Source organism: Citrobacter sp. TBCS-14, from assembly GCF_005280805.1.
In the GTDB taxonomy this organism is placed as follows: Bacteria; Pseudomonadota; Gammaproteobacteria; order Enterobacterales; family Enterobacteriaceae; genus Citrobacter; species Citrobacter gillenii.
The window spans coordinates 668,933-692,037 of sequence record NZ_SZWM01000185.1 but is presented as its reverse complement, the minus strand read 5'-3'; the positions used below and the strand labels follow the sequence as shown (position 1 = coordinate 692,037).

Sequence of the window (23,105 nt, the reverse complement as noted above, 5' to 3'; positions counted from 1 at the left end):
TTGTGGCGTTATCCGGCAAGACGGGTGCGCTTAGCGCTGCGCTTCGCCGCCTAATCCTTCCACCAGGCTTTTAATCAACGCTGCCAGTTCACCGGTCATCAGGATGAAATCGGCATCAAAACGCTGACCGTAATCTTCTCTGTCGATATCTTCGTTCTGGTCGCGCAGCTCATCGCAGAACTTCAGACGCTTAATCGAGCCATCGTCACACATCAAAAACTGAATGCGCTGCTGCCAGTCGAGAGCCAGCTTAGTGACGACTTTTCCGGCTTCAATGTGCACGGCGATCTCATCACTCACCAGGTCCTGTTTCTTCGCCCGGATCACACCACCGTCTTCCAGCATGGCTTTCAGTTCGGCTTCATCCAGCAACTGGAATCCTTGCGCAGTCGTCCCGGAACGGACCCATTCGGTGAGCGTGAGCTCTATCGGGTTTTCCAGGGTCAGCGGGACTACCGGCAATGAGCCCAGGCTTTTACGCAGCAGTGCCAGCGTATCTTCCGCTTTCTTGGCGCTCGCACAGTCGACGATGATCAAATCATTAACGGTGTCTATCCACATCATGGTCTGGCTAAAGCGGCTAAAGGCACGCGGCAGCAAGGAGTGCAACACTTCATCTTTCAGCGAGTCTTTCTCGGTCTTCTTGAGTTTGCGACCCTGCTCAGCTTCCAGCTTGAAGATTTTGGCTTCCAGCGCCTGCTTGATCACCGGCGACGGCAGAATTTTTTCTTCTTTGCGGGCGCAGATAATAATTTGGCCATTGTTAGAATGCGTCAATGCGTCGCTGTGCGATCCCATCGGCGGAACCCAGCCCATTTTTGCCATATCCTGGCTACCACAAGGGGTAAACGTCATTGAGGCAAGCTGTTTTTCCATCTCTTCGGCGCGCAAAGAAACATCGCGGCTAAGACGGTAAACCATTAAATTTTTGAACCACAGCATGATAATTTCCACGGCCTTGTCGTTAAATTCAGCGGGCATAATAACGAATTGTCGGCGGGCGTGCATTGCCTAACACCATGCTCGCCTCTACTCTGTTGATATTCCCAAAAAATGAGGACCAGCGTGTGCGTATAGGAATCGATTTAGGTGGTACCAAAACAGAAGTTATCGCGCTGAGTGATGCGGGGGAGCAACTTTTCCGCCATCGCTTGCCCACGCCGCGTGATGACTACCGGCAAACCATAGAAACTATTGCCGCACTGGTGGATATGGCGGAAAAAGCCACCGGACAGACCGGAACCGTTGGTATGGGGATCCCCGGATCGATTTCCCCTTACACGGGGGTGGTGAAGAATGCCAACTCAACCTGGCTCAATGGGCAGCCTTTTGACAAAGACTTAAGCGTGCGTCTGAACCGGGAGGTCCGTCTGGCTAACGATGCTAACTGCCTGGCGGTCTCTGAAGCGGTAGACGGCGCTGCGGCGGGCGCGCAAACGGTGTTCGCGGTGATTATCGGTACCGGCTGCGGCTCCGGGGTGGCGTTCAATGGTCGGGCGCATATCGGCGGCAACGGTACTGCGGGTGAGTGGGGGCATAATCCGCTGCCGTGGATGGACGAAGATGAACTGCGCTATCGGCAGGAAGTACCGTGTTACTGCGGGAAGCAAGGTTGTATTGAAACCTTCATCTCCGGGACCGGGTTCGCCACGGATTATCATCGCTTGAGCGGTAATAAACTGAAAGGTAGCGATATTATTCGGCTGGTGAGCGAAGGTGATGCGCTGGCGGAGCAGGCGTTACGCCGCTATGAATTGCGCCTGGCAAAATCGTTGGCTCATGTGGTGAACATCCTTGACCCGGACGTCATCGTGCTGGGGGGCGGGATGAGTAATGTCGACAGGTTGTATCAGACCGTTCCGTCATTGATTAAACAGTTCGTCTTTGGCGGTGAGTGTGCAACGCCTTTACGCAAGGCGTTGCACGGTGATTCCAGTGGGGTTCGCGGTGCGGCCTGGCTGTGGCCGCAGGGGTAATTTTGCTATGCCGGATGGCGCTTATCCGGCATACAATTTATGCCCGTAGGGCGGTTCAGACGTCCATACAGCAGCAGCGATGACATGGCGGAAAACGACAGCAGGGCCGCTGGGAGGGTTACGTAGTTGTAGGCAAAACCCAGCGTCAGCATCATGCCGCCGCAGTATGCGCCAACCGCGCTACCGAGGTTAAAGGCCATTTGCCCACCGGCGGCACCCAGCAGTTCGCCGCCTTTCGCATTTTGCAGCAGCAAAATTTGTAGCGGGGCCGACAGCGCAAACAGACCCGCGCAGCAAATAAACGCGAAGGTCAGCGACGCGGCTTTCATATCGCCGACGAAAAACAGCATCACCAGGGCCAGCACAATCACGAAGTCGGTCACCACCGCAATGCGCAGCGGCGTATAGCGGCCCGAAATCCGCCCACTCAGCAGATTGCCCAGCACCATGCCTAATCCAGCCAGCATCATGATGAAGGTCATCAGCGCTTCAGAAAAACCGGAGATATACATCATGTATGGCTTCACATAGCTAAACCAGGCGAACACGCCGGCGTTGCCAAACATCGTAGCGGAGAAAATAAGCCACGGTGCCGGGCTTTTCAGAAAGTGAAATTGCTCTCGCAGTTTGCCTTTTGCTTCGTCACTGATGTTGGGCACCCAGAAGGCAATCGACGCAATGACTGCAATGTTAAACACGGCGATCACCAAAAAGGTGTAGCGCCAGCTAAATGCCTGACTCAGCCAGGTACCGACGGGAATGCCAATCAGGTTGGCGACGGTCATCCCACTGACCATGCCAGCGACAGCGGCGGTGACTTTCCCCGGGCGTGCGAGTTTAGTCAGAATAATGGCCCCGACGCCAAAGAATGCGCCGTGCGGAAAACCGGAAACCAGCCTGCCGACCGCCAGCATAAAATAGGATGAGGAGAGGGTGAAGATGGCGTTACCTATTACACACAACGTGACCAGAAACAGCAGAATATGTTTCAGCGAAAAGCGGTTGGAAAAGATCGCAATAATCGGCGCACCCAGCACCACGCCGAAGGCGTAAAACGAAATCATGTGGCCCGCCGCAGGAATGGAAATTCCTACATCTCGCGCCAGCTCGGTTAACACACCCATGATGCCAAACTCGGCCATGCCCAGCCCAAACGTCCCGAGGGCTAAAGAGAAAATCACTTTTTTCATACGACCTGCCAGCAATATCAGCGCAGATGTGCGCCACAGCGGCGAACGTTCGCCGCCAATAAGAGCATAGCTTGCGGATAAGTGAAATGAAATGCCATTTCATATCCGTCTCTGAGTATGCAATATTATGCTACATATTGTGCCGGATGGCGCTAACGCTTATCCGGCCTGTGAAGCCGCACCCGTCTGTCGACTACTCCACCGCAAACATCTTGTCGAGTTTGCTATAACCCAGCCCGTTGATTTTCTTCACCTTGATTTGCACCGGAATGCGTTCTTTCATGGCCTCGACGTGGCTTATAACGCCAATGGTTTTGCCGGTGGCATTTAGCGCATCCAGCGCGTCCAACGCGGTATCCAGCGTTTCGCTGTCCAGCGTGCCAAAACCTTCATCAAGGAACAGGGAGTCAATGCGCGTTTTGTGGCTGACCAGATCGGACAGTGCCAGGGCCAGGGCCAGACTTACCAGGAAGCTTTCACCGCCGGACAGCGTGCGGGTATCGCGAACGGCGTCGGCTTGCCAGGTATCAACCACTTCCAGCTCCAGCGCTTCGCTGGCTTTTCGCTGTAGCAGATAGCGACCGTGCAGGCGGGTCAGTTGATTGTTAGCCAACCACACCAGGTTATCCAGCGTCAGACCTTGGGCAAATTTGCGGAATTTATCCCCTTCTTTCGAGCCAATTAGCGCATTCAGATAGCCCCAGTCTTCGACCTGGCTGGCCGCCTCTTTAATCTGCTGCATTAATGCCTGCTGACGCTGGCGGTTATCGCTGTCCTGCTTAAGCTGCTGGCGTAACTCCCCCTGTTGGGTGGTGTTCTCTCGAAGTTGTTGCGCCAGTTGTTGCAGCCGGGCTTGTAGGGTTTGTGCGTCGGCGTCCAGCCCCTCCGGGCGCAGCGCCTGATGCGTCTGCAGTTGTTGGCTGGCTTGCCCGGACAGCGCCGTTGCCTGCTGCGATTGATTTTCCAGCGTCTGTTTTAACTGCTCAAGGCGGCGGACGGTGTCGTCGTCCAGCAGCGCGGCAAGGAACGCCTCTTGATCGGCAAAGCAACTGGCCGCCAGGGCGGCGGTAAATTGCGCCTGCGACTGTTGCAAGCGTTCGCTTTCCAGCGTTTCCTGCTGTTGCTGTGCAGCAAGCTGGCTTTGCAGCGACACGCAGTCGTCGTGAATTTCGCGCCAGTTTTCAGGGATAACCGTTTCGGCTTCTGCGGTGTCCGTTGCCGGAAGCGTGTCGAGCAGCGGCTTCAGGGCGTGAATGCGTTCCTGAATCACGCCATGCTGCGTCTGTTTCTCCTGCCACTGCGCGAATTCGGTTTCGCGGGCGCTTAACCAGGCGGCCTCTGTGCCGTCTTCCGGTGCAGTCAGTAACAGCGCGGACAAGGCGCTTTCCAGCCCCTGATGCGTCGTCGCCAGTTGTTGTTGATACTGGCGTTCCTGTTGTTGCTGATCGTGTAACTGGTTTTCCAGCGTCAGGCGCTGGCTGAGCAGATAAAGCTGGCGCTCGTAGTGCTCCTGTTCGCCCATCCAGCCGGTAATATCCTCCTGAATATTCAGCGTAATATTCAGAGCGGTACAAACGTCCTGCCACTCTTTAGTGAGTGCTTGCTCTTCCTGAGAGAGCGTCTGTATCTCTTCTGTCTCACGCTGGATTTGCTGTGTCAGGGCATTGACCTGCCCCAGAACCAGCAGACCTTCCTCTTTCAGTGCTGCGACTTCTTTGGCTAACTGGTCGCGACGTTGCTGGTTTGCACTCAGTTCCAGCGCCTGATACTCCGAGACCGCAGGATGTGCAGTAGAGCCGCATAACGGGCAGGGCTGTCCGGCCTGCAAAAGCGCGCGCTCTGCCTCCAGACCTTTGATTTTTTCTTCCTGTTTGCAGAGCGTTTCAACGTCCAGGTAGTGCTGATTTTTTTCTTTATATTGCTGTCGGCGTAGCGTGAGCGTTTCATTGAGCGCGGCCTGCTGCGCCTGCGCTTTTTGCACGCTTTCACCGTTCTGACGCAGACGTTTTTGCAACGGCTGATAGCGAGCATGAAGTGAGGTCAGACGCTGACGGAAAGCCCGTGATTGCGCTTGCTGTTCCATCGCGACCGCAACCTCATCCGCGGTGAGCGTCAGGGCATTTTCCGGCAACGCCGCCAGTTTCTGGCGTAACTCAGCGATACGGGCAGCGAGCGCCGTAAGCTGATGCTTATCGCGACTACGCTGAGAAAAAAGTGCGCGCCAGCCCGCAATCTCCTGGCCCCATAAGCGGAATCGATCATGCTCCGCCAACCACTGCGCCAGTGCGGTAAGTTCGGTCTGAAGTTGCTCGTGGCTGCGCAGTGCACCGTTGCGGATGCGCGCGCGCAGCGAGGTTTTAGCGTGTAAGCGAGTATTTACTTCAATGATCCGCTGCTTTGTTTGCGCCAGGCGTGCAGTCTGCTCCTGCTGGCGATCCCACAGTGGACGAAGCTGGTTGGCAGGCTGAGCGAGCTGGAGTCTTGCCAGCTCAGGCGCGGCGTCCGCTAGCGCCTGTTGGGCCTGCTGCGCTAAGCTAGCCACGCGCTGCTGTTCACGAACCAGTTCGTCGCTGCGCGTAACCCATTGAAAATCTTTCTGCTGATGTTGCTGCTGCGCCAGCAAAATTTTTTCTTCGTCAGTAAGTACCTGCAAACTTTGCTGCAACTGCTGTTGCTGCTCTTCGCTTAACAGAACGACACCCGCCGCCTGCGCTTCGCATATTTCGAGCGTATTGCGTGCCGCTTTGTGTTTTTCAAACACCATTGCCGAAATTTGTCCGTAGATTTCGGTGCCGGTCAGCTCTTCCAGCAGCTCGGCGCGCTCCTTGGGTTTGGCGTTAAGGAAGGCGGCAAATTGCCCCTGCGACAGCAGCATCGAACGCGTAAACCGTCCGTAATCCAGGCCGGTGAGCGTGGCGGTCATGTCCAGTTTATCTTTGATTTTATCGGCGAGGATTTTTCCGTCGGCGCAGCGGGCAAGTTCCACGCGCGGGACCTGCAGATTGCCGTCAGGCTGATTGCGCGCCCGATTCTGGCTCCAGAACGCGCGGTAGGCTTCGCCTTTAACTTCGAACTCGACCTCTGCCAGACACTCGGCGGTGTCGCGGGTCATCAGGTCGTTTTGCGACTGTGATACGGTATTCAGGCGCGGTGTCTCGTGGTACAGCGCGAGACAAATCGCATCGAGCAAGGTGGTTTTTCCGGCCCCTGTAGGCCCGGTGATGGCAAACAGACCGTTGCTGGCAAAAGGCTCTGCCGTGAAGTCGACTTTCCATTCCCCTTTCAGGGAGTTGAGGTTTTTCAGGCGCAGGCTAAGAATTTTCATGCGTCAGCCTCCCCGGCAAGCGTCTGTAACGTGTCATTAAACAGCTGATTAAGACGTTCCCGCCTCGGCGCTTCCAGTTCCTCCAGCGCCAGACGGCGGTCAAAGACTTCCGTCACGCTCAGTTCGCTCAGCGTTTCACGCCGCTCATTGGCCATAATACGCTCGCGCTGCTCCCGACTGCGGCGAACCAGCAGAACCTCTACCGGCAGGTCTTCCGTCAACGCCTGAATTTTGCGCTGCATGTCGTGCAGGTAATCGTCGGTGGTGATTTCAATATCTAACCAGACGGGCGTTTGCAGCTCTACATCGCGCCATTGCTCAAGCTGGGCGGTAATGGCGGCTAAATCGCCTTTCAATACTGCCAGCGGCTGCGTGACCGGTACGGTGAGATTGTCGACGGTATGTAGCTTGCCGTCTTCGAAGCTCACCAGATGCACGCCTTTGCTTTTGCCACATTCGTCAAAACTGAGGGCAATCGGCGAGCCACAGTAGCGAATATGTTCTGTTCCGCCGATGACCTGCGCCCGGTGAATATGTCCCAACGCGATGTAATCTGCTGGCGGGAAATTCTGCGCCGGAAAGGCATCCAGTGTGCCAATATAAATGTCACGTACCGCGTCACTTTTGCTGGCACCGACGGTCGTCAGGTGCCCGGTTGCAATGATCGGCAGGTTGCGTTCACCGCGCAGTTCACAGGCGTCCAGGTACTGCTGCTGGTAATAGTCGGTAATTGCCCCCAGCAAATGCTGTTGTTTTTCGCTGCCGGTGAGTCCCGCCTGGCTGGTGATGATGTCGCGTGGGCGTAAAAAGGGAATCGGGCACAGCACGGCGCCTGGCGTGCCGTCGCGGCGTTTCAGTATTTGCGGTCCATGGCCTGCGCTGGCGACCACCGTGGTGTTCAGAAACGCCAAAATATCGCGTGATTCATTAAGCGTGGCGACCGAGTCATGGTTGCCTGCCAGCACCACCAGGTGGCAGCCTGTTTGCTGCAAATTGACGACAAAGCGGTTGTAAATCTCGCGGGCATAGCTCGGCGGTGAGCCGGTATCAAAAATATCGCCTGCCACAATAATGGCATCCACCTGATGGGATTGTGCGGTCTCCAGCAGCCAGTCAAGAAAGGCCTGATGCTCGGCGGCGCGGCTCTTGCTGTAGAAGTTTTGGCCCAGATGCCAGTCTGAGGTATGAAGGATGCGCATACGAGTTCCATGACGAAAAAGCAATGAGGGGGATTATACCCTTGCAATGGCGTGAATATCTTGTTTCCGGGCTGTCATAATTCAACAACATTGGTTAAGCCTGGACTATCTTTTTCATAAATCTGTCATAAATCTGACGCATAATGGCGGCGTATAGAGGGTATGAACGATTAAATTAAAACAGGGCAAATCATGGCGAGACGTATTCTGGTCGTAGAAGATGAAGCTCCAATTCGTGAAATGGTCTGCTTCGTGCTCGAGCAAAACGGGTTCCAACCTGTAGAAGCCGAAGACTATGACAGTGCGGTGAATCAACTCAATGAACCCTGGCCGGATCTTATCCTGCTTGACTGGATGCTTCCCGGCGGCTCGGGGTTACAGTTCATTAAACACCTCAAACGTGAAGCGATGACGCGGGACATCCCGGTGATGATGCTGACGGCAAGAGGTGATGAAGAAGATCGCGTACGTGGGCTGGAAACCGGTGCGGATGACTATATCACCAAGCCGTTTTCGCCGAAGGAGCTGGTGGCGCGCATTAAAGCCGTACTGCGTCGTATTTCACCAATGGCGGTTGAAGAAGTTATTGAGATGCAGGGGCTGAGCCTTGATCCCACCTCGCATCGTGTAATGACCGGCGAAGAACCGCTGGATATGGGGCCAACTGAGTTCAAACTGCTGCATTTCTTTATGACTCATCCTGAGCGCGTCTACAGCCGCGAACAACTACTTAATCATGTCTGGGGCACCAACGTGTACGTAGAAGACCGGACGGTTGACGTGCATATCCGCCGCTTGCGTAAGGCGCTGGAGCACAGCGGCCACGATCGCATGGTGCAGACGGTACGCGGAACGGGATACCGTTTTTCAACCCGCTTCTGACCGGCACGGAAAATAGCCCATTAGATCAAGTTGTATAGGGAGTGCGACGTTTGCTGGAACGATTGTCATGGAAAAGGCTGGTACTGGAGCTGATACTTTGCTGCATTCCGGCTTTTATCCTTAGTGCTTTTTTCGGTTATCTGCCGTGGTTTTTACTGGCATCGGTAACGGGTCTGCTTATCTGGCATTTCTGGAATTTACTGCGTTTGTCCTGGTGGCTGTGGGTCGACAGGAGTATGACGCCTCCGCCGGGGCGGGGCAGTTGGGAACCGCTGCTTTACGGCCTGCATCAAATGCAACTGCGTAACAAAAAACGCCGCCGCGAACTGGGTAATCTGATTAAACGTTTTCGCAGCGGGGCTGAATCGCTGCCTGATGCGGTGGTACTGACCACCGAAGAGGGTGGGATTTTCTGGTGTAACGGCCTGGCACAGCAGGTTCTGGGACTGCGTTGGCCGGACGATAGTGGGCAAAATATTCTTAACCTGCTTCGCTACCCGGAATTTACCTCATACCTGAAAACGCGCGACTTTAGTCGGCCAATTAATTTGGTACTTAATACCGGGCGGCATCTGGAAATTAGGGTGATGCCGTATACCGACAAGCAGTTGCTGATGGTAGCGCGCGATGTCACGCAGATGCACCAACTGGAAGGCGCGCGGCGTAATTTCTTTGCCAACGCCAGTCACGAGTTGCGTACGCCGCTGACGGTGCTGCAAGGTTATCTGGAGATGATGCAGGAGCATCCCCTGGAAGGGGCAACGCGAGAGAAAGCGCTGGATACCATGCGTGAGCAAACGCAGCGTATGGAAGGGCTGGTGAAGCAGCTGCTGACGCTATCGAAAATAGAAGCCGCACCGACACTGCCGCAGAATGAAAAAGTGGATGTGCCGATGATACTGCGCGTGGCTGAGCACGAAGCACAAACGCTGAGCCAGAATAAACACACGTTTACCTTCGACGTGGATAATCGCCTGAGCGTGATGGGTAACGAGGAGCAACTGCGTAGCGCAATCTCGAATCTTATCTATAACGCGGTGAACCACACGCCGGCGGGAACGCACATCACCGTGCGCTGGCAGCGGGCGACGGCGGGAGCCGAGTTCAGCGTCGAAGATAATGGGCCAGGAATTGCGCCTGAGCACATTCCTCGTTTGACCGAGCGTTTCTACCGCGTGGATAAAGCGCGATCGCGGCAAACGGGCGGTAGCGGGCTGGGGCTGGCTATTGTGAAGCATGCTTTAAATCATCACGACAGCCGATTGAATATCGAGAGTACGCCGGGCAAAGGGACGCGGTTTAGCTTTGTGCTGGCGGAACGTTTACTTGCCAAAAGTAACGATTGAGGCGTATCCGTAAGATTATCTTTCCAAAAGCCAGCGAAAGCTGGCTTTTTTACGCGGGTCAATACAGTCATCCTGAATTTTACGACGTCTGATTGTTTTTTGTTCGCATTATTACCCATACCTTTTTCCAGGAAATGGTGTTTTGTTCTAACTGGATTTTTCATATCGCTATATTGTTCTGGTTTTTAGATCCCACCTTGCTTTAAAACGTTATAAGCGTTTAAATTGCGCACCATGTGCTGTCATACCGACTGCATTTACGCGGTAAATCGAAAAACTATTCTTCGCCGCGCCCGGCTGGGAGAATTTCCCGCTGGAATTGATTAAAAATGCCGCTGTATCGTCCCAAAAGGGAAGGGCAAAAATTTAACCTTTACAACACCACATTCACATCCACAGGCTGTAAGACTTTATGACCCATCAGTTAAAATCGCGCGATATCATCGCACTGGGATTTATGACATTTGCACTGTTTGTAGGTGCAGGTAACATTATTTTCCCCCCAATGGTTGGTTTGCAGGCCGGCGAACACGTCTGGACTGCGGCTTTTGGCTTTCTGATTACCGCTGTTGGCCTGCCGGTGCTCACCGTTGTGGCGCTGGCAAAAGTCGGCGGTGGTGTAGACAGCCTCAGCACTCCGATCGGCAAAGTGGCCGGTTTAGTACTGGCTACCGTCTGTTATCTGGCCGTTGGGCCGTTATTTGCAACGCCGCGTACCGCAACGGTCTCCTTTGAAGTGGGGATTGCCCCGCTGACCGGTGACTCCGCGCTGCCGCTGTTTATCTACAGCGTGGTCTATTTCGCGATTGTCATCCTGGTGTCGCTCTATCCGGGCAAACTGCTGGATACCGTGGGGAATTTCCTCGCGCCGCTGAAAATTCTGGCGCTGGTTGTGCTGTCTGTTGCTGCGATTATCTGGCCTGCCGGTCCGATCAGCAATGCCATGGAAGCCTATCAAACTGCGGCGTTTTCCAACGGCTTCGTGAACGGCTATCTGACGATGGATACGCTGGGGGCGATGGTCTTTGGTATTGTTATCGTGAACGCCGCGCGTTCGCGTGGCGTTACTGAAGCACGTCTGCTGACACGTTATACCGTCTGGGCAGGATTGATGGCCGGTGTCGGCTTAACGCTGCTGTACCTCGCCTTGTTCCGTCTGGGTTCAGACAGCGCGATTCTGGTCGATCAGTCTGCTAACGGCGCGGCAATTCTGCATGCGTATGTTCAGCACACCTTCGGCGGTGCAGGTAGCCTGCTGCTGGCCGCGTTGATTTTCATCGCTTGCCTGGTGACGGCGGTTGGCCTGACTTGTGCGTGTGCTGAGTTCTTTGCGCAGTACATTCCACTGTCTTACCGTACGCTGGTGTTTATCCTTGGCGGCTTCTCGATGGTGGTGTCAAACCTCGGCTTGAGCCACCTGATTCAGATCTCGATTCCGGTCCTGACGGCTATCTATCCGCCCTGTATCGCACTGGTTGTATTAAGCTTTACCCGCTCATGGTGGCATAATTCTTCCCGCGTCATTGCACCTGCGATGTTTATCAGCCTGATTTTTGGTATCCTTGATGGCATTAAAGCTTCTGCAATTGGCGACGTGTTACCAGCCTGGACCCAGCGTTTACCGCTGGCAGAGCAAGGTCTGGCGTGGTTGATGCCAACAGTCGTGATGGTGGTCCTGGCCGTAATTTGGGACCGCGCAGCAGGTCGACAAGTGACCTCCAGCGCACACTAATATCACTGACAATAAGTTTTAACCACGGGGCTATTAATATGGCCCCGTGGTTTTTTTATTGTGTTAACAGGTTAGGAATCGATGGAAAGTAATAACAAGCTAAAGCGTGGGCTGAGCACCCGGCACATCCGCTTTATGGCATTAGGTTCGGCAATTGGTACCGGGCTGTTCTATGGCTCAGCCGATGCCATCAAAATGGCAGGGCCGAGCGTGTTGTTGGCCTATATTATCGGCGGCGCGGCGGCGTACATTATCATGCGCGCGCTGGGCGAAATGTCCGTTCATAACCCAGCAGCCAGCTCGTTTTCGCGCTATGCGCAGGAAAACCTCGGACCGTTGGCAGGCTACATTACCGGCTGGACCTACTGTTTTGAAATCCTGATTGTCGCTATTGCCGACGTGACCGCCTTCGGTATTTATATGGGCGTCTGGTTCCCGGCGGTGCCGCACTGGATTTGGGTTCTGAGCGTAGTGCTGATTATCTGCGCCATCAACCTGATGAGTGTGAAGGTGTTTGGCGAACTGGAGTTCTGGTTCTCATTCTTTAAGGTCGCCACCATCATCATTATGATTGTCGCCGGTTTTGGCATCATCATTTGGGGGATCGGCAACGGTGGGCAACCAACCGGCATCCATAACCTGTGGAGCAACGGTGGGTTCTTCAGTAACGGCTGGCTGGGCATGATTATGTCGCTGCAAATGGTGATGTTTGCCTATGGTGGCATTGAAATCATCGGCATTACTGCCGGTGAAGCGAAGAACCCGCAGGAGTCGATCCCGCGTGCAATTAACTCCGTGCCGATGCGAATCCTCGTGTTTTACGTGGGCACGCTGTTCGTCATTATGTCTATTTACCCATGGAATCAGGTGGGCACCGACGGGAGTCCTTTTGTTCTGACGTTCCAGCATATGGGCATTACCTTTGCGGCAGGTATCCTTAACTTTGTGGTGCTGACCGCCTCGCTGTCGGCGATCAACTCTGATGTCTTTGGCGTGGGCCGTATGCTGCACGGTATGGCGGAGCAGGGAAGTGCACCGAAAATGTTCGCCAAAACCTCGCGTCGCGGCGTGCCGTGGGTGACGGTGATGGTGATGACCATTGCCCTGCTGTTTGCGGTGTATCTCAACTACATCATGCCGGAGAACATCTTCCTGGTGATCGCCTCGTTGGCGACGTTTGCCACGGTGTGGGTATGGATCATGATCCTGCTGTCGCAGATTGCCTTCCGCCGTCGTCTGCCGCCGGAAGAGGTCAAAGCACTGACGTTTAAAGTACCGGGCGGTGTGGTTACGACGGTGATTGGCCTGATTTTCCTGGTCTTTATTATCGGGCTTATTGGCTACCATCCGGATACCCGTATTTCACTGTACGTTGGTTTTGCGTGGATTGCCCTGCTGCTGGTGGGGTGGGTGTTCAAACGCCGCCGTGAGCGTCAACCGGCTGAAGCACAGTAATTTTTTTGCCGGGTAAGGCTTGCGCCTCCCGGCATTTTCTCCTCCCCCGAACTCCTCCCCCAATAAACGTTAAGATGATGAGTGATCCTTAACTTTCCTATGGCAAGGTGACTTCATTTTCATCAAAGGGGATACGTGATGTTGAACGCCTGGCACCTTCCGGTTGCCCCATTTGTTAAGCAAAACAACGATAAACTGACGATTACGCTCTGGCTGGCAGGGGACAATCAACCCCAGCGGGTCACGTTACGCGCAGAAAATGATAACGAAGAGATCTCGCTCGGCATGCATAAGCAGCGCAGCCAGCCGCAGCCTGGCGTGACCGCGTGGCGCGCGGCAATCGATCTCTCCTGCGGCCAGCCTCGTCGACGCTATAGCTTTAAGCTGCTGTGGCTCGATCGCCAGCTGTGGTTTACCCCGCAAGGGTTCAGCCGATTTCCGCCCGCGCGGCTGGAACAGTTTGCTGTGGATGTGCCAGACAATGGTCCGCAATGGGTGGCCGACCAGGTTTTCTATCAGATTTTCCCGGACCGCTTTGCCCGCAGTCAGTCGCGCGATACAGAACAGGATAACGTCTATTACCACCACGCGGCCGGGCACGATATTGTGCAGCGCGACTGGGATGAACCGCTGAACGCACAGGCCGGAGGCTCGACGTTCTATGGTGGTGATTTGGACGGGATCAGCGAGAAGCTGCCGTACCTGAAAAGCTTAGGGGTAACAGCACTGTATCTGAACCCGGTGTTTACCGCACCGAGCGTGCATAAATACGATACCGAAGATTATCGCCATGTTGACCCCCGCTTTGGTGGCGACAGGGCGCTATTACGCCTGCGGCATAACACGCAGCAACAGGGAATGCGCCTGGTGTTGGACGGCGTATTCAATCACAGTGGCGATTCGCACGCCTGGTTCGACAGGCATCATCAGGGAACAGACGGGGCGTGCCATAACCCGGACTCGCCCTGGCGCGACTGGTACCATTTCTCTGACGACGGCGTCGCATTGGACTGGCTGGGTTACGCCAGCCTGCCGAAGCTGGATTTTGCCTCGGAAAGCCTGGTGAACGAAATTTATCGCGGCGAGGACAGCATTGTCCGTCACTGGTTAAAAGCGCCGTGGAGCATGGACGGCTGGCGGCTTGATGTTGTGCACATGTTGGGAGAAGCCGGTGGATCGCGCAACAATCTGCAGCATGTGGCCGGGATCACCCAGGCGGCGAAAGAAACGCAGCCAGAAGCCTATGTGGTCGGTGAACACTTTGGCGATGCGCGCCAGTGGTTACAGGCCGATGCCGAAGATGCCGCCATGAACTACCGTGGTTTTACCTTCCCGCTCTGGGGATTTCTCGCCAACACCGACATCTCTTACGATCCGCAATCTATTGATGCTCAAACGTGCATGGCGTGGATGGATAACTACCGTGCGGGATTGTCGCATGAGCAGCAGTTGCGTATGTTCAACCAGTTCGACAGCCACGATACCGCTCGTTTTAAATCTTTACTGGGCAAAGATGTTGCGCGCCTGCCACTGGCGGTGGTGTGGCTGTTTACGTGGCCTGGCGTGCCGTGTATTTACTACGGTGATGAAGTGGGGCTGGATGGAAATAACGATCCGTTCTGTCGTAAACCGTTCCCGTGGCAGAAGGATCAACAGGACGGCGAACTGTTGGCGCTGTACCAGCGGTTGGCGAAATTACGTCATCGTAGCAAGGCGCTACGCCACGGCGGCTGTCAGGTAATTTACGCCGAAGATAACGTGGTGGTATTTGTCCGGGTACTTAACCAGCAGCGCGTACTGGTGGCGATTAACCGGGGACACGCCTGTGAAGTGGTCCTGCCGTCGTCGCCGTTGCTCAATGTCGCGCAGTGGCGACATGAAGAGGGCAAAGGCCAGGTCATGGGTGATGTACTGACGTTGCCTGCAATCTCAGCGTCGGTGTGGTCGGGTCATTGAGATAAAAAAAGGCCCGCATTTGCGGGCCTTGTTCAATTCATGCCAATTACAGGCTGGAGACGTTTTCGGTCAGGTATTTTGCCACGCCGTCCGGAGACGCGTTCATACCTTCTTTACCTTTTTCCCACTGTGCAGGGCAAACGTCACCGTGCTCTTCGTGGAACTGCAGCGCGTCAACCATACGCAGCATTTCGTCGATGTTACGACCCAGCGGCAGATCGTTAACCACCTGGTGGCGAACAACGCCGTTCGCGTCGATCAGGAAAGAACCGCGCAGAGCAACGCCCGCTTCCGGGTGCTCGATGCCGTAAGCTTTCTGGATTTCGCGCTTGATGTCAGCAACCATTGCGTATTTCACTGCACCGATGCCGCCTTTGTCGACAGGGGTGTTACGCCATGCGTTATGGACAAATTCAGAGTCAAAAGAAACGCCAACCACTTCAACGCCGCGCTTCTGGAATTCTTCGTAACGTTTGTCGAACGCGATCAGTTCAGACGGGCAAACGAAGGTGAAGTCCATCGGCCAGAAGAACAGAACGGTGGTTTTACCGTTGGTATGCTGTTTGAAGTTGAAGTTATCAACAATCTCACCGCTACCCAGTACCGCAGCTGCTGTGAAATCCGGAGCCTGACGAGTTACCAGTACCATATAATTCTCCTGCAAAGTTAAGGGTTTTTTGGAACGCAACGCGGGCCAGTATAGAGAGTGTTCGGGAATAAGACAAAGAGGCGCTGACAATCAATGAGACAGGTTTTGGCTATCAATGTTTTTCCGGATGGTGGCGTCACCTTATTCGGCCCAGTGCTGTCGGGCGATCAAAGTGCTTTACGGCGGGCCTGTTCCATCATCTGCGGATAAAAACGCCAGAAGCGTTCTTCCAGCGCGTCGTAATGTCTGTCCAGGTCATACCACGAGTCGCGCAGGGCATCGAGACGCGGGCGGCGGCTGGCCATGCCATTGAGCACATCCTGGATAAAATCCATATCCTGATAGCGCTCCAGCCATTTCTCTGACCACATGTAATTGTTCAGATTGACAAAGCGCGGCGGCGATTCAGGCAAGATTGTGGCAACCTGAGTATGGGCGTAGCGGACAAAGGCTGCTAATGGGAAGTCGGGCGAGATTTCTGCCCAGTGGCGCGATAAAAAGTGATCCCACATCACGTCGAGCGTAATCGGCGCGACGCGGCGCGTTTCGCTGCGAAACCACTCTTTAGCTTCACGGACTTCCGGCAGGTTGTCGGTCATGACGTCGATTCGACGATGCATGAAAATGCCGTCCACCACCTCAGGCGCAAAACTGGATGCCGGGTTTCCGCGAACAAAATCCGCCAGCAGGTTGCCGGAGAGTGAACTGTCGGCTAAATGCGCCAGATGTAAATGTGCAAGAAAATTCATTATCGATTATCTGTCCAAAAGCGGGGTAAAGGTTGCAGGGAAAGCGCCCCGGCACTAGACTACCCGCCTCTTATTTTAGTCTGAGTCAGTGTCATGCGCGTTACCGATTTCACCTTTGAACTTCCTGAATCCCTGATTGCCCACTATCCGCAAGCAGAGCGCAGTAGCTGCCGTTTGCTGTCGCTGGATGGGCCAACGGGCGCGCTGACGCACGGTACTTTCACCGATTTGCTCGACAAGCTCAACCCCGGAGATCTTCTGGTCTTTAACAATACCCGCGTGATCCCGGCTCGCCTGTTTGGGCGTAAAGCCAGCGGCGGCAAGATTGAAGTGCTGGTTGAGCGCATGCTCGATGACAAACGTATTCTGGCTCATATTCGCGCATCCAAAGCGCCGAAGCCGGGTGCTGAGCTGTTGCTGGGCGATGATGAAAGCATTAAAGCGACGATGGTTGCGCGCCATGATGCGCTGTTTGAAGTGGCGTTTGACGACAAACGCAGCGTACTGGATATCCTCAACGCCATCGGCCATATGCCGCTGCCGCCGTATATCGACCGCCCGGATGAAGACGCCGACCGTGAACTGTACCAGACCGTATACAGCGAAAAACCTGGCGCCGTGGCGGCACCGACAGCGGGTCTGCACTTTGACGATCCGTTACTGGCAAAACTGCGTGAAAAGGGCATTGAGATGGCGTTTGTGACGCTGCACGTTGGGGCGGGGACGTTCCAGCCGGTGCGCGTAGACACCATTGAAGATCACATCATGCATTCCGAATATGCGGAAGTTCCGCAGGACGTGGTCGACGCGGTACTGGCGGCGAAAGCGCGCGGTAATCGCGTGATCGCGGTAGGGACGACCTCAGTTCGTTCGCTGGAAAGCGCGGCTCAGGCGGCGAAAAATGATCTGATCGAACCGTTCTTCGGGGATACGCAAATCTTTATCTACCCGGGCTATCAGTACAACGTCATCGATGCGCTGGTAACCAACTTCCATCTCCCTGAATCGACATTGATTATGTTGGTTTCGGCGTTTGCAGGTTATAAAAACACCATGAACGCCTATCATGAAGCGGTTATAGCGGAATATCGCTTTTTTAGTTACGGTGATGCGATGTTTATCACGTACAATCCGCAGGCTATTTCTGAGCGTGTCGGGGAGTAAGTTCCCGGCATGAGTATTTTACGTCGGACTGTTTTTCTGACGCAGGAGTTAAGATGAAATTTGAACTGGATACCACAGACGGTCGTGCTCGCCGCGGACGCCTTGTTTTTGATCGTGGCGTAGTGGAAACGCCTGCTTTTATGCCTGTCGGTACCTACGGTACGGTGAAAGGTATGACGCCGGAAGAAGTTGAAGCGACCGGCGCACAAATTATTCTCGGCAACACGTTCCACCTGTGGCTGCGCCCAGGGCAGGAAATCATGAAGCTGCATGGCGATTTGCATGACTTCATGCAGTGGAAAGGACCGATCCTCACCGATTCCGGCGGTTTCCAGGTATTCAGCCTGGGCGATATCCGTAAGATTACCGAGCAGGGTGTACATTTCCGCAACCCGATCAACGGCGATCCGATTTTCCTCGATCCTGAGAAATCGATGGAGATTCAATACGATCTCGGTTCCGATATCGTGATGATTTTCGACGAATGTACACCGTACCCGGCTGACTGGGACTATGCTAAACGCTCGATGGAGATGTCATTGCGTTGGGCACAGCGTAGCCGTGACCGTTTTGATAGCCTCGGCAACAAAAATGCGCTTTTTGGCATCATTCAGGGCAGCGTTTACGAAGATTTACGTGATATCTCTGTTAAAGGTCTGGTAGATATAGGCTTTGATGGCTACGCTGTCGGCGGTTTGGCTGTGGGTGAACCGAAAGAAGACATGCACCGTATTCTGGAACATGTTTGCCCACAAATTCCGGCAGATAAACCTCGTTACCTGATGGGCGTCGGCAAACCAGAAGATCTGGTTGAAGGCGTGCGTCGTGGTATCGATATGTTTGACTGTGTGATGCCAACGCGAAATGCCCGTAATGGCCATTTGTTTGTGACTGACGGCGTGGTAAAAATTCGTAACGCGAAACATAAAAGCGACACCAGTCCACTCGACGCTGAGTGCGATTGTTACACCTGTCGCAATTATTCACGCGCTTACTTGCATCATCTTGACCGTTGCAACGAAATATTGGGCGCGCGACTCAATACCATTCATAACCTTCGCTACTACCAGCGCTTGATGGCGGGTTTACGCAAGGCTATTGAAGAGGGTAAATTAGAGAGCTTCGTAACCGATTTTTACCAACGTCAGGGTCGACCTGTTCCACCTGTGAACGTTGATTAATTTTAATAATGAGGGAATTTGAATGAGCTTTTTTATTTCTGATGCGGTAGCGGCAACAGGTGCTCCGGCGCAGGGCAGCCCGATGTCTCTGATTCTGATGCTGGTGGTGTTTGGTCTGATTTTCTACTTCATGATCCTGCGTCCACAGCAAAAGCGTACCAAAGAGCATAAAAATCTGATGAGCTCCATTGCCAAAGGTGATGAAGTCCTGACGAACGGTGGCCTGGTCGGTCGTGTGACCAAAGTAGCGGAAACTGGCTACATCTCTATCGCACTGAACGACACCACTGAAGTGGTTATCAAACGTGACTTCGTAGCTGCCGTTCTGCCGAAAGGCACCATGAAGGCGCTGTAATATTCCGTTTTCCCAAAGGGAACTGCCGTGTTAAACCGTTATCCTTTGTGGAAGTACATCATGCTGGTCGTCGTGATTATCGTCGGCCTGCTTTACGCACTTCCCAACCTGTATGGTGAGGATCCGGCTGTTCAAATCACTGGCGTGCGCGGTGCCGCCGCCAGTGAGCAAACGCTGATCCAGGTCCAGAAAACGTTACAAGAAGAAAAAATCACACCTAAGTCTGTGGCTCTGGAAGAGGGCGCTATTCTTGCGCGCTTCGACTCCACCGATACCCAATTGCGCGCACGTGAAGTGCTGCTGGGCGTGCTGGGTGATCAATACGTCGTGGCGCTTAACCTTGCTCCGGCAACCCCTCGCTGGCTGGCTGCTATTCACGCGGAACCGATGAAACTCGGTCTTGATCTGCGTGGTGGCGTTCACTTCCTGATGGAAGTGGATATGGACACCGCGCTGGGTAAACTGCAGGAACAAAATATCGATAGCCTGCGCAGCGATCTGCGTGAAAAAGGCATTCCTTATACTACCGTTCGTAAAGAAGATAACTACGGTCTGAGCATCACCTTCCGTGATGGCAAGGCGCGTGACGACGCGATCTCTTATCTGAGCAAGCGTCATCAGGATCTGGTTATTTCCAGCCAGGGCAGCAATGCGCTGCGTGCAGTGATGACCGATGCACGTCTGAGTGAAGCCCGTGAGTACGCGGTACAGCAGAACATCAATATTCTGCGTAATCGTGTTAACCAGCTGGGTGTCGCTGAGCCGGTTGTTCAACGCCAGGGCGCCGACCGCATCGTGGTCGAACTGCCGGGTATTCAGGACACCGCGCGTGCGAAAGAGATTCTGGGCGCAACGGCGACGCTGGAGTTCCGTCTGGTAAACACCAACGTGGACCAGTCTGCGGCGGCATCCGGGCGCGTACCGGGTGACTCGGAAGTGAAACAGTCTCGTGAAGGACAGCCGGTTGTGCTGTATAAACGCGTGATCCTGACCGGTGACCATATCACCGATTCCACTTCCAGCCAGGACGAATACAATCAGCCGCAGGTTAACATCTCGCTGGATAGCGCGGGTGGTAACATCATGTCTAACTTCACCAAGGATAACATCGGTAAGCCGATGGCGACCCTGTTCGTGGAGTACAAAGACAGCGGTAAAAAAGATGCGAATGGCCGTTCAGTGCTGGTGAAACAGGAAGAGGTGATTAACATCGCCAACATCCAGTCTCGCTTGGGCAACAGCTTCCGTATCACCGGTATCAACAACCCGAATGAAGCGCGTCAGCTTTCACTGCTGTTACGTGCCGGTGCGTTGATTGCGCCGATTCAGATTGTTGAAGAACGCACCATCGGCCCGACTCTGGGTATGCAGAACATCAAGCAGGGTCTGGAAGCGTGTCTGGCTGGTCTGGCTGTTTCTATTCTGTTTATGATCTTCTTCTACAAGAAGTTTGGTCTGATTGCGACCAGCGCGCTGATTGCGAACCTGGTACTGATTGTCGGTATCATGTCGCTGCTGCCGGGCGCTACGCTAAGTATGCCGGGTATCGCGGGGATCGTCTTAACCCTTGCCGTAGCGGTCGATGCGAACGTACTGATCAACGAACGTATCAAAGAAGAGTTGAGTAACGGACGTTCGATTCAGCAGGCGATCAACGAAGGTTATGCGGGCGCATTCAGTTCCATCTTCGATGCGAACATCACGACGCTGATTAAAGTTCTGATCCTGTATGCAGTCGGTACCGGGGCAATTAAAGGGTTCGCGATTACTACCGGTATTGGTGTGGCGACGTCGATGTTTACCGCGATCGTCGGGACACGTGCCATCGTAAACCTGTTGTATGGCGGCAAGCGCGTCAAAAAGCTGTCAATCTGAGGAGTGCGAAGTGGCACAGGAATATACTGTTGAACAATTGAACCACGGCCGTAAAGTCATCGACTTTATGCGCTGGGACTACTGGGCTTTCGGCATCTCTGGTTTCCTGCTGATTGCGGCCATCGTGGTGATGGGCGTACGTGGGTTTAACTGGGGGCTCGATTTCACCGGTGGTACGGTAATTGAAATCACGCTGGAAAAACCGGCGGAAATGGACGTGATGCGCGATGCGCTGGAGAAAGCGGGCTTCGTTGAGCCGCTGCTGCAGAACTTCGGTAGCAGCCACGACATTATGGTACGTATGCCGCCAACCGAAGGTGAAAACGGTGGGCAAGTGCTGGGTAGCAAGGTGCTGAGCGTCATTAACGAAGCCACCAACCAGCATGCAGCGGTGAAGCGTATCGAATTCGTCGGGCCTAGCGTCGGTGCCGATCTGGCACAAAACGGTGCGATGGCGCTGATCGTGGCGCTGATCTCCATCCTCGTGTACGTCGGTTTCCGCTTTGAGTGGCGACTGGCGGCGGGCGTGGTTATCTCGCTGGCGCACGACGTGATCATCACGCTTGGGATCCTGTCGTTGTTCCATATCGAGATTGACCTGACTATCGTCGCATCGTTGATGTCGGTTATCGGTTACTCGCTGAACGACAGCATCGTGGTTTCTGACCGTATTCGTGAGAACTTCCGCAAAATCCGTCGCGGGACGCCTTATGAAATCTTTAACGTGTCGTTGACCCAAACGCTGCACCGTACGTTGATTACCTCCGGTACAACGTTAGTGGTTATTCTGATGCTGTACCTCTTTGGTGGTCCGGTACTGGAAGGCTTCTCGCTGACTATGCTTATCGGTGTGTCCATCGGTACCGCGTCGTCTATCTACGTGGCATCGGCACTGGCGCTGAAGCTGGGTATGAAGCGTGAGCACATGCTGCAGCAGAAAGTTGAGAAAGAAGGGGCGGATCAGCCGTCTATTCTGCCTTAACCGACGCAGGGCGTTACACTGGAATCCCGATCGCAAGGTCGGGATTTTTTTGCCTGTTGTACGCTGGCTTCACGTGGACCGGGCATAAAAAAGCCAGCAATTAAGCTGGCTTGTGTAGGACGAATGTTCAGGGCAGTGGCGCAACCTACATACTTACATATAGGTATGCCGGATAAGCATAGCGCCATCCGGCGACAACCAACCTCAATTTAGAAGTTGTAACCTACAACAAAGTAACCACCCCAACCGGTAGATTTCGCACTGAAGTCGCCTTCGCCCCAGTTCAGAGTATCTCCACCTTTCCACTGGCCGCCGTTATGGAAGTAACGAGCCACTACGGAGTAGTGCCAGTGATCGTAGTTCAGCGCCAGAACGTGGCTGGAGGCGATAGAGTTGCTGGTGCGGTTCGGATCATCGCCCAGATCTGAGCCCCAGTCGAAGTTGGTGAAGCCGATGTAGGTCAACTGACCGCCCCAAACCTGGGTGATCGGCACAAAATATTTCACTTTAAAACGGTAGCCATCCCATTCGTTTTCGTTGGATGCGCCATAGTTCTGCCACTGGTATTTGGCATAGACGTTCAGAGACAGGCCCATCGGCAGACCGGTGTCGATATCGGTACCCAGACCCATGTACCAGGTGCTCTGGCGACTGGCTTTGTTATCACCCATGTCGTAGATGTAGTTGTTGGCGAAGTACCACTCTTTGAACGGACCAAAGCTCAGGTCAGCACCGGTCAGTTTGTCGATGGAGAAACGCGGTTCGATTTCCATAAACAGCGGGGAACCGTCAGACCAGATACCTTTATCGTTGCCGTTACCCCAATCAAAGGTCTTAGGAATATCGATGTAGCCATAGAAATCAAACCAGTCTTTTTTGGCAAACGCTTCGTATTCCAGGTAAACGTCGTTGTTCAGTTTCGGAGAGAAACGGGTGTGGTAGCTGCCGACAACGTTAACGCTCTGGTGCCACCAGTCGGACAGGTATTCCGGTTTGTTGTTTTCTGCTGCATTAGCAGTGAAAGACGAGGAGAGCGCCAGCACTGCACCGGCTGCAAGTAATGTTTTTTTCATATGTATGCCACTGTTT

18 protein-coding genes are annotated in these 23,105 nt (G+C 54.1%); 11 read left to right on the top strand and 7 right to left on the bottom strand.

Annotated features, from left to right (window positions below):
• Positions 1-30: 30 nt before the first annotated feature.
• Positions 31-942, bottom strand: a complete 912-nt coding sequence (gene rdgC / locus FDX22_RS11940; protein WP_096759460.1) for a recombination-associated protein RdgC — start codon at positions 940-942, stop codon at positions 31-33.
• A 125-nt stretch (positions 943-1,067) separates the two neighbouring features.
• Here rdgC and mak point away from each other — a divergent pair, with 125 nt between their 5' ends.
• Entirely contained in the window at positions 1,068-1,976 is a 909-nt protein-coding gene (gene mak / locus FDX22_RS11935) for a fructokinase (protein ID WP_135912475.1), read from the top strand.
• Between the two features lie 5 nt (positions 1,977-1,981).
• On the opposite strand, the gene araJ is transcribed toward mak, so the two are convergent.
• The 3 genes from araJ to sbcD form a co-directional block, all read right to left on the bottom strand.
• Positions 1,982-3,166, bottom strand: a complete 1,185-nt coding sequence (gene araJ / locus FDX22_RS11930) for an MFS transporter AraJ (protein WP_146717236.1) — start codon at positions 3,164-3,166, stop codon at positions 1,982-1,984.
• Positions 3,167-3,359: 193 nt separating this feature from the next.
• On the bottom strand, positions 3,360-6,491 hold the full coding sequence (gene sbcC, locus FDX22_RS11925) for an exonuclease subunit SbcC (protein WP_146717235.1): 3,132 nt from the start codon (positions 6,489-6,491) through the stop codon (positions 3,360-3,362).
• Positions 6,488-7,690, bottom strand: a complete 1,203-nt coding sequence (gene sbcD, locus FDX22_RS11920; RefSeq protein ID WP_115259250.1) for an exonuclease subunit SbcD — start codon at positions 7,688-7,690, stop codon at positions 6,488-6,490. The genes sbcC and sbcD overlap by 4 nt, the downstream gene beginning before the upstream one ends.
• A 192-nt stretch (positions 7,691-7,882) precedes the next feature.
• On the opposite strand from sbcD, the gene phoB reads away from it, so the two are divergent.
• The 5 genes from phoB to malZ all read left to right on the top strand — a co-directional run bounded on the left by phoB (position 7,883) and on the right by malZ (position 15,061).
• Positions 7,883-8,572 (top strand): phosphate response regulator transcription factor PhoB, encoded by a 690-nt coding sequence (gene phoB, locus FDX22_RS11915; RefSeq protein ID WP_096758099.1) that lies wholly within the window; start codon positions 7,883-7,885, stop codon positions 8,570-8,572.
• Positions 8,573-8,622: 50 nt separating this feature from the next.
• Positions 8,623-9,918: a phosphate regulon sensor histidine kinase PhoR gene (gene phoR / locus FDX22_RS11910; protein WP_096759459.1), complete on the top strand. Its 1,296-nt coding sequence runs from the start codon at positions 8,623-8,625 to the stop codon at positions 9,916-9,918.
• A 412-nt stretch (positions 9,919-10,330) separates the two neighbouring features.
• The gene (gene brnQ, locus FDX22_RS11905) at positions 10,331-11,650 is read left to right on the top strand and encodes a branched-chain amino acid transporter carrier protein BrnQ (protein ID WP_115259249.1); all 1,320 of its coding nucleotides are present in this window, start codon (positions 10,331-10,333) and stop codon (positions 11,648-11,650) included.
• An 81-nt stretch (positions 11,651-11,731) separates the two neighbouring features.
• The gene (gene proY / locus FDX22_RS11900; RefSeq protein ID WP_115259248.1) at positions 11,732-13,105 is read left to right on the top strand and encodes a proline-specific permease ProY; all 1,374 of its coding nucleotides are present in this window, start codon (positions 11,732-11,734) and stop codon (positions 13,103-13,105) included.
• Between the two features lie 138 nt (positions 13,106-13,243).
• Positions 13,244-15,061, top strand: a complete 1,818-nt coding sequence (gene malZ / locus FDX22_RS11895) for a maltodextrin glucosidase (protein WP_146717234.1) — start codon at positions 13,244-13,246, stop codon at positions 15,059-15,061.
• 46 nt (positions 15,062-15,107) lie between these two features.
• Here malZ and FDX22_RS11890 read toward each other — a convergent pair whose 3' ends face one another.
• Positions 15,108-15,710 carry a peroxiredoxin gene (locus FDX22_RS11890; RefSeq protein ID WP_048212444.1) on the bottom strand — a complete coding sequence of 201 codons (603 nt, stop codon included), beginning with the start codon at positions 15,708-15,710 and terminating at the stop codon, positions 15,108-15,110.
• A 167-nt stretch (positions 15,711-15,877) separates the two neighbouring features.
• A complete protein-coding gene (gene acpH / locus FDX22_RS11885; RefSeq protein ID WP_096758095.1) occupies positions 15,878-16,459 on the bottom strand; it encodes an ACP phosphodiesterase in 582 nt (193 codons plus the stop codon).
• A gap of 93 nt (positions 16,460-16,552) precedes the next feature.
• Between acpH and queA the strand changes: the two genes are divergently transcribed.
• The 5 genes from queA to secF are packed head-to-tail and all read left to right on the top strand — an operon-like array spanning position 16,553 to position 22,016.
• Positions 16,553-17,623 carry a tRNA preQ1(34) S-adenosylmethionine ribosyltransferase-isomerase QueA gene (gene queA, locus FDX22_RS11880; RefSeq protein WP_146717233.1) on the top strand — a complete coding sequence of 357 codons (1,071 nt, stop codon included), beginning with the start codon at positions 16,553-16,555 and terminating at the stop codon, positions 17,621-17,623.
• Between the two features lie 53 nt (positions 17,624-17,676).
• The gene (gene tgt, locus FDX22_RS11875; protein WP_096758093.1) at positions 17,677-18,804 is read left to right on the top strand and encodes a tRNA guanosine(34) transglycosylase Tgt; all 1,128 of its coding nucleotides are present in this window, start codon (positions 17,677-17,679) and stop codon (positions 18,802-18,804) included.
• Between the two features lie 22 nt (positions 18,805-18,826).
• On the top strand, positions 18,827-19,159 hold the full coding sequence (gene yajC, locus FDX22_RS11870; protein WP_052283894.1) for a preprotein translocase subunit YajC: 333 nt from the start codon (positions 18,827-18,829) through the stop codon (positions 19,157-19,159).
• Between the two features lie 27 nt (positions 19,160-19,186).
• Complete coding sequence (gene secD / locus FDX22_RS11865; RefSeq protein ID WP_096758092.1) at positions 19,187-21,034, top strand: protein translocase subunit SecD; 1,848 nt, start codon at positions 19,187-19,189, stop codon at positions 21,032-21,034.
• Positions 21,035-21,044: 10 nt separating this feature from the next.
• Positions 21,045-22,016 (top strand): protein translocase subunit SecF, encoded by a 972-nt coding sequence (gene secF, locus FDX22_RS11860; protein ID WP_096758091.1) that lies wholly within the window; start codon positions 21,045-21,047, stop codon positions 22,014-22,016.
• Between the two features lie 209 nt (positions 22,017-22,225).
• On the opposite strand, the gene FDX22_RS11855 is transcribed toward secF, so the two are convergent.
• Positions 22,226-23,089: a nucleoside-specific channel-forming protein Tsx gene (locus tag FDX22_RS11855; protein WP_096758090.1), complete on the bottom strand. Its 864-nt coding sequence runs from the start codon at positions 23,087-23,089 to the stop codon at positions 22,226-22,228.
• Positions 23,090-23,105: the final 16 nt, after the last annotated feature.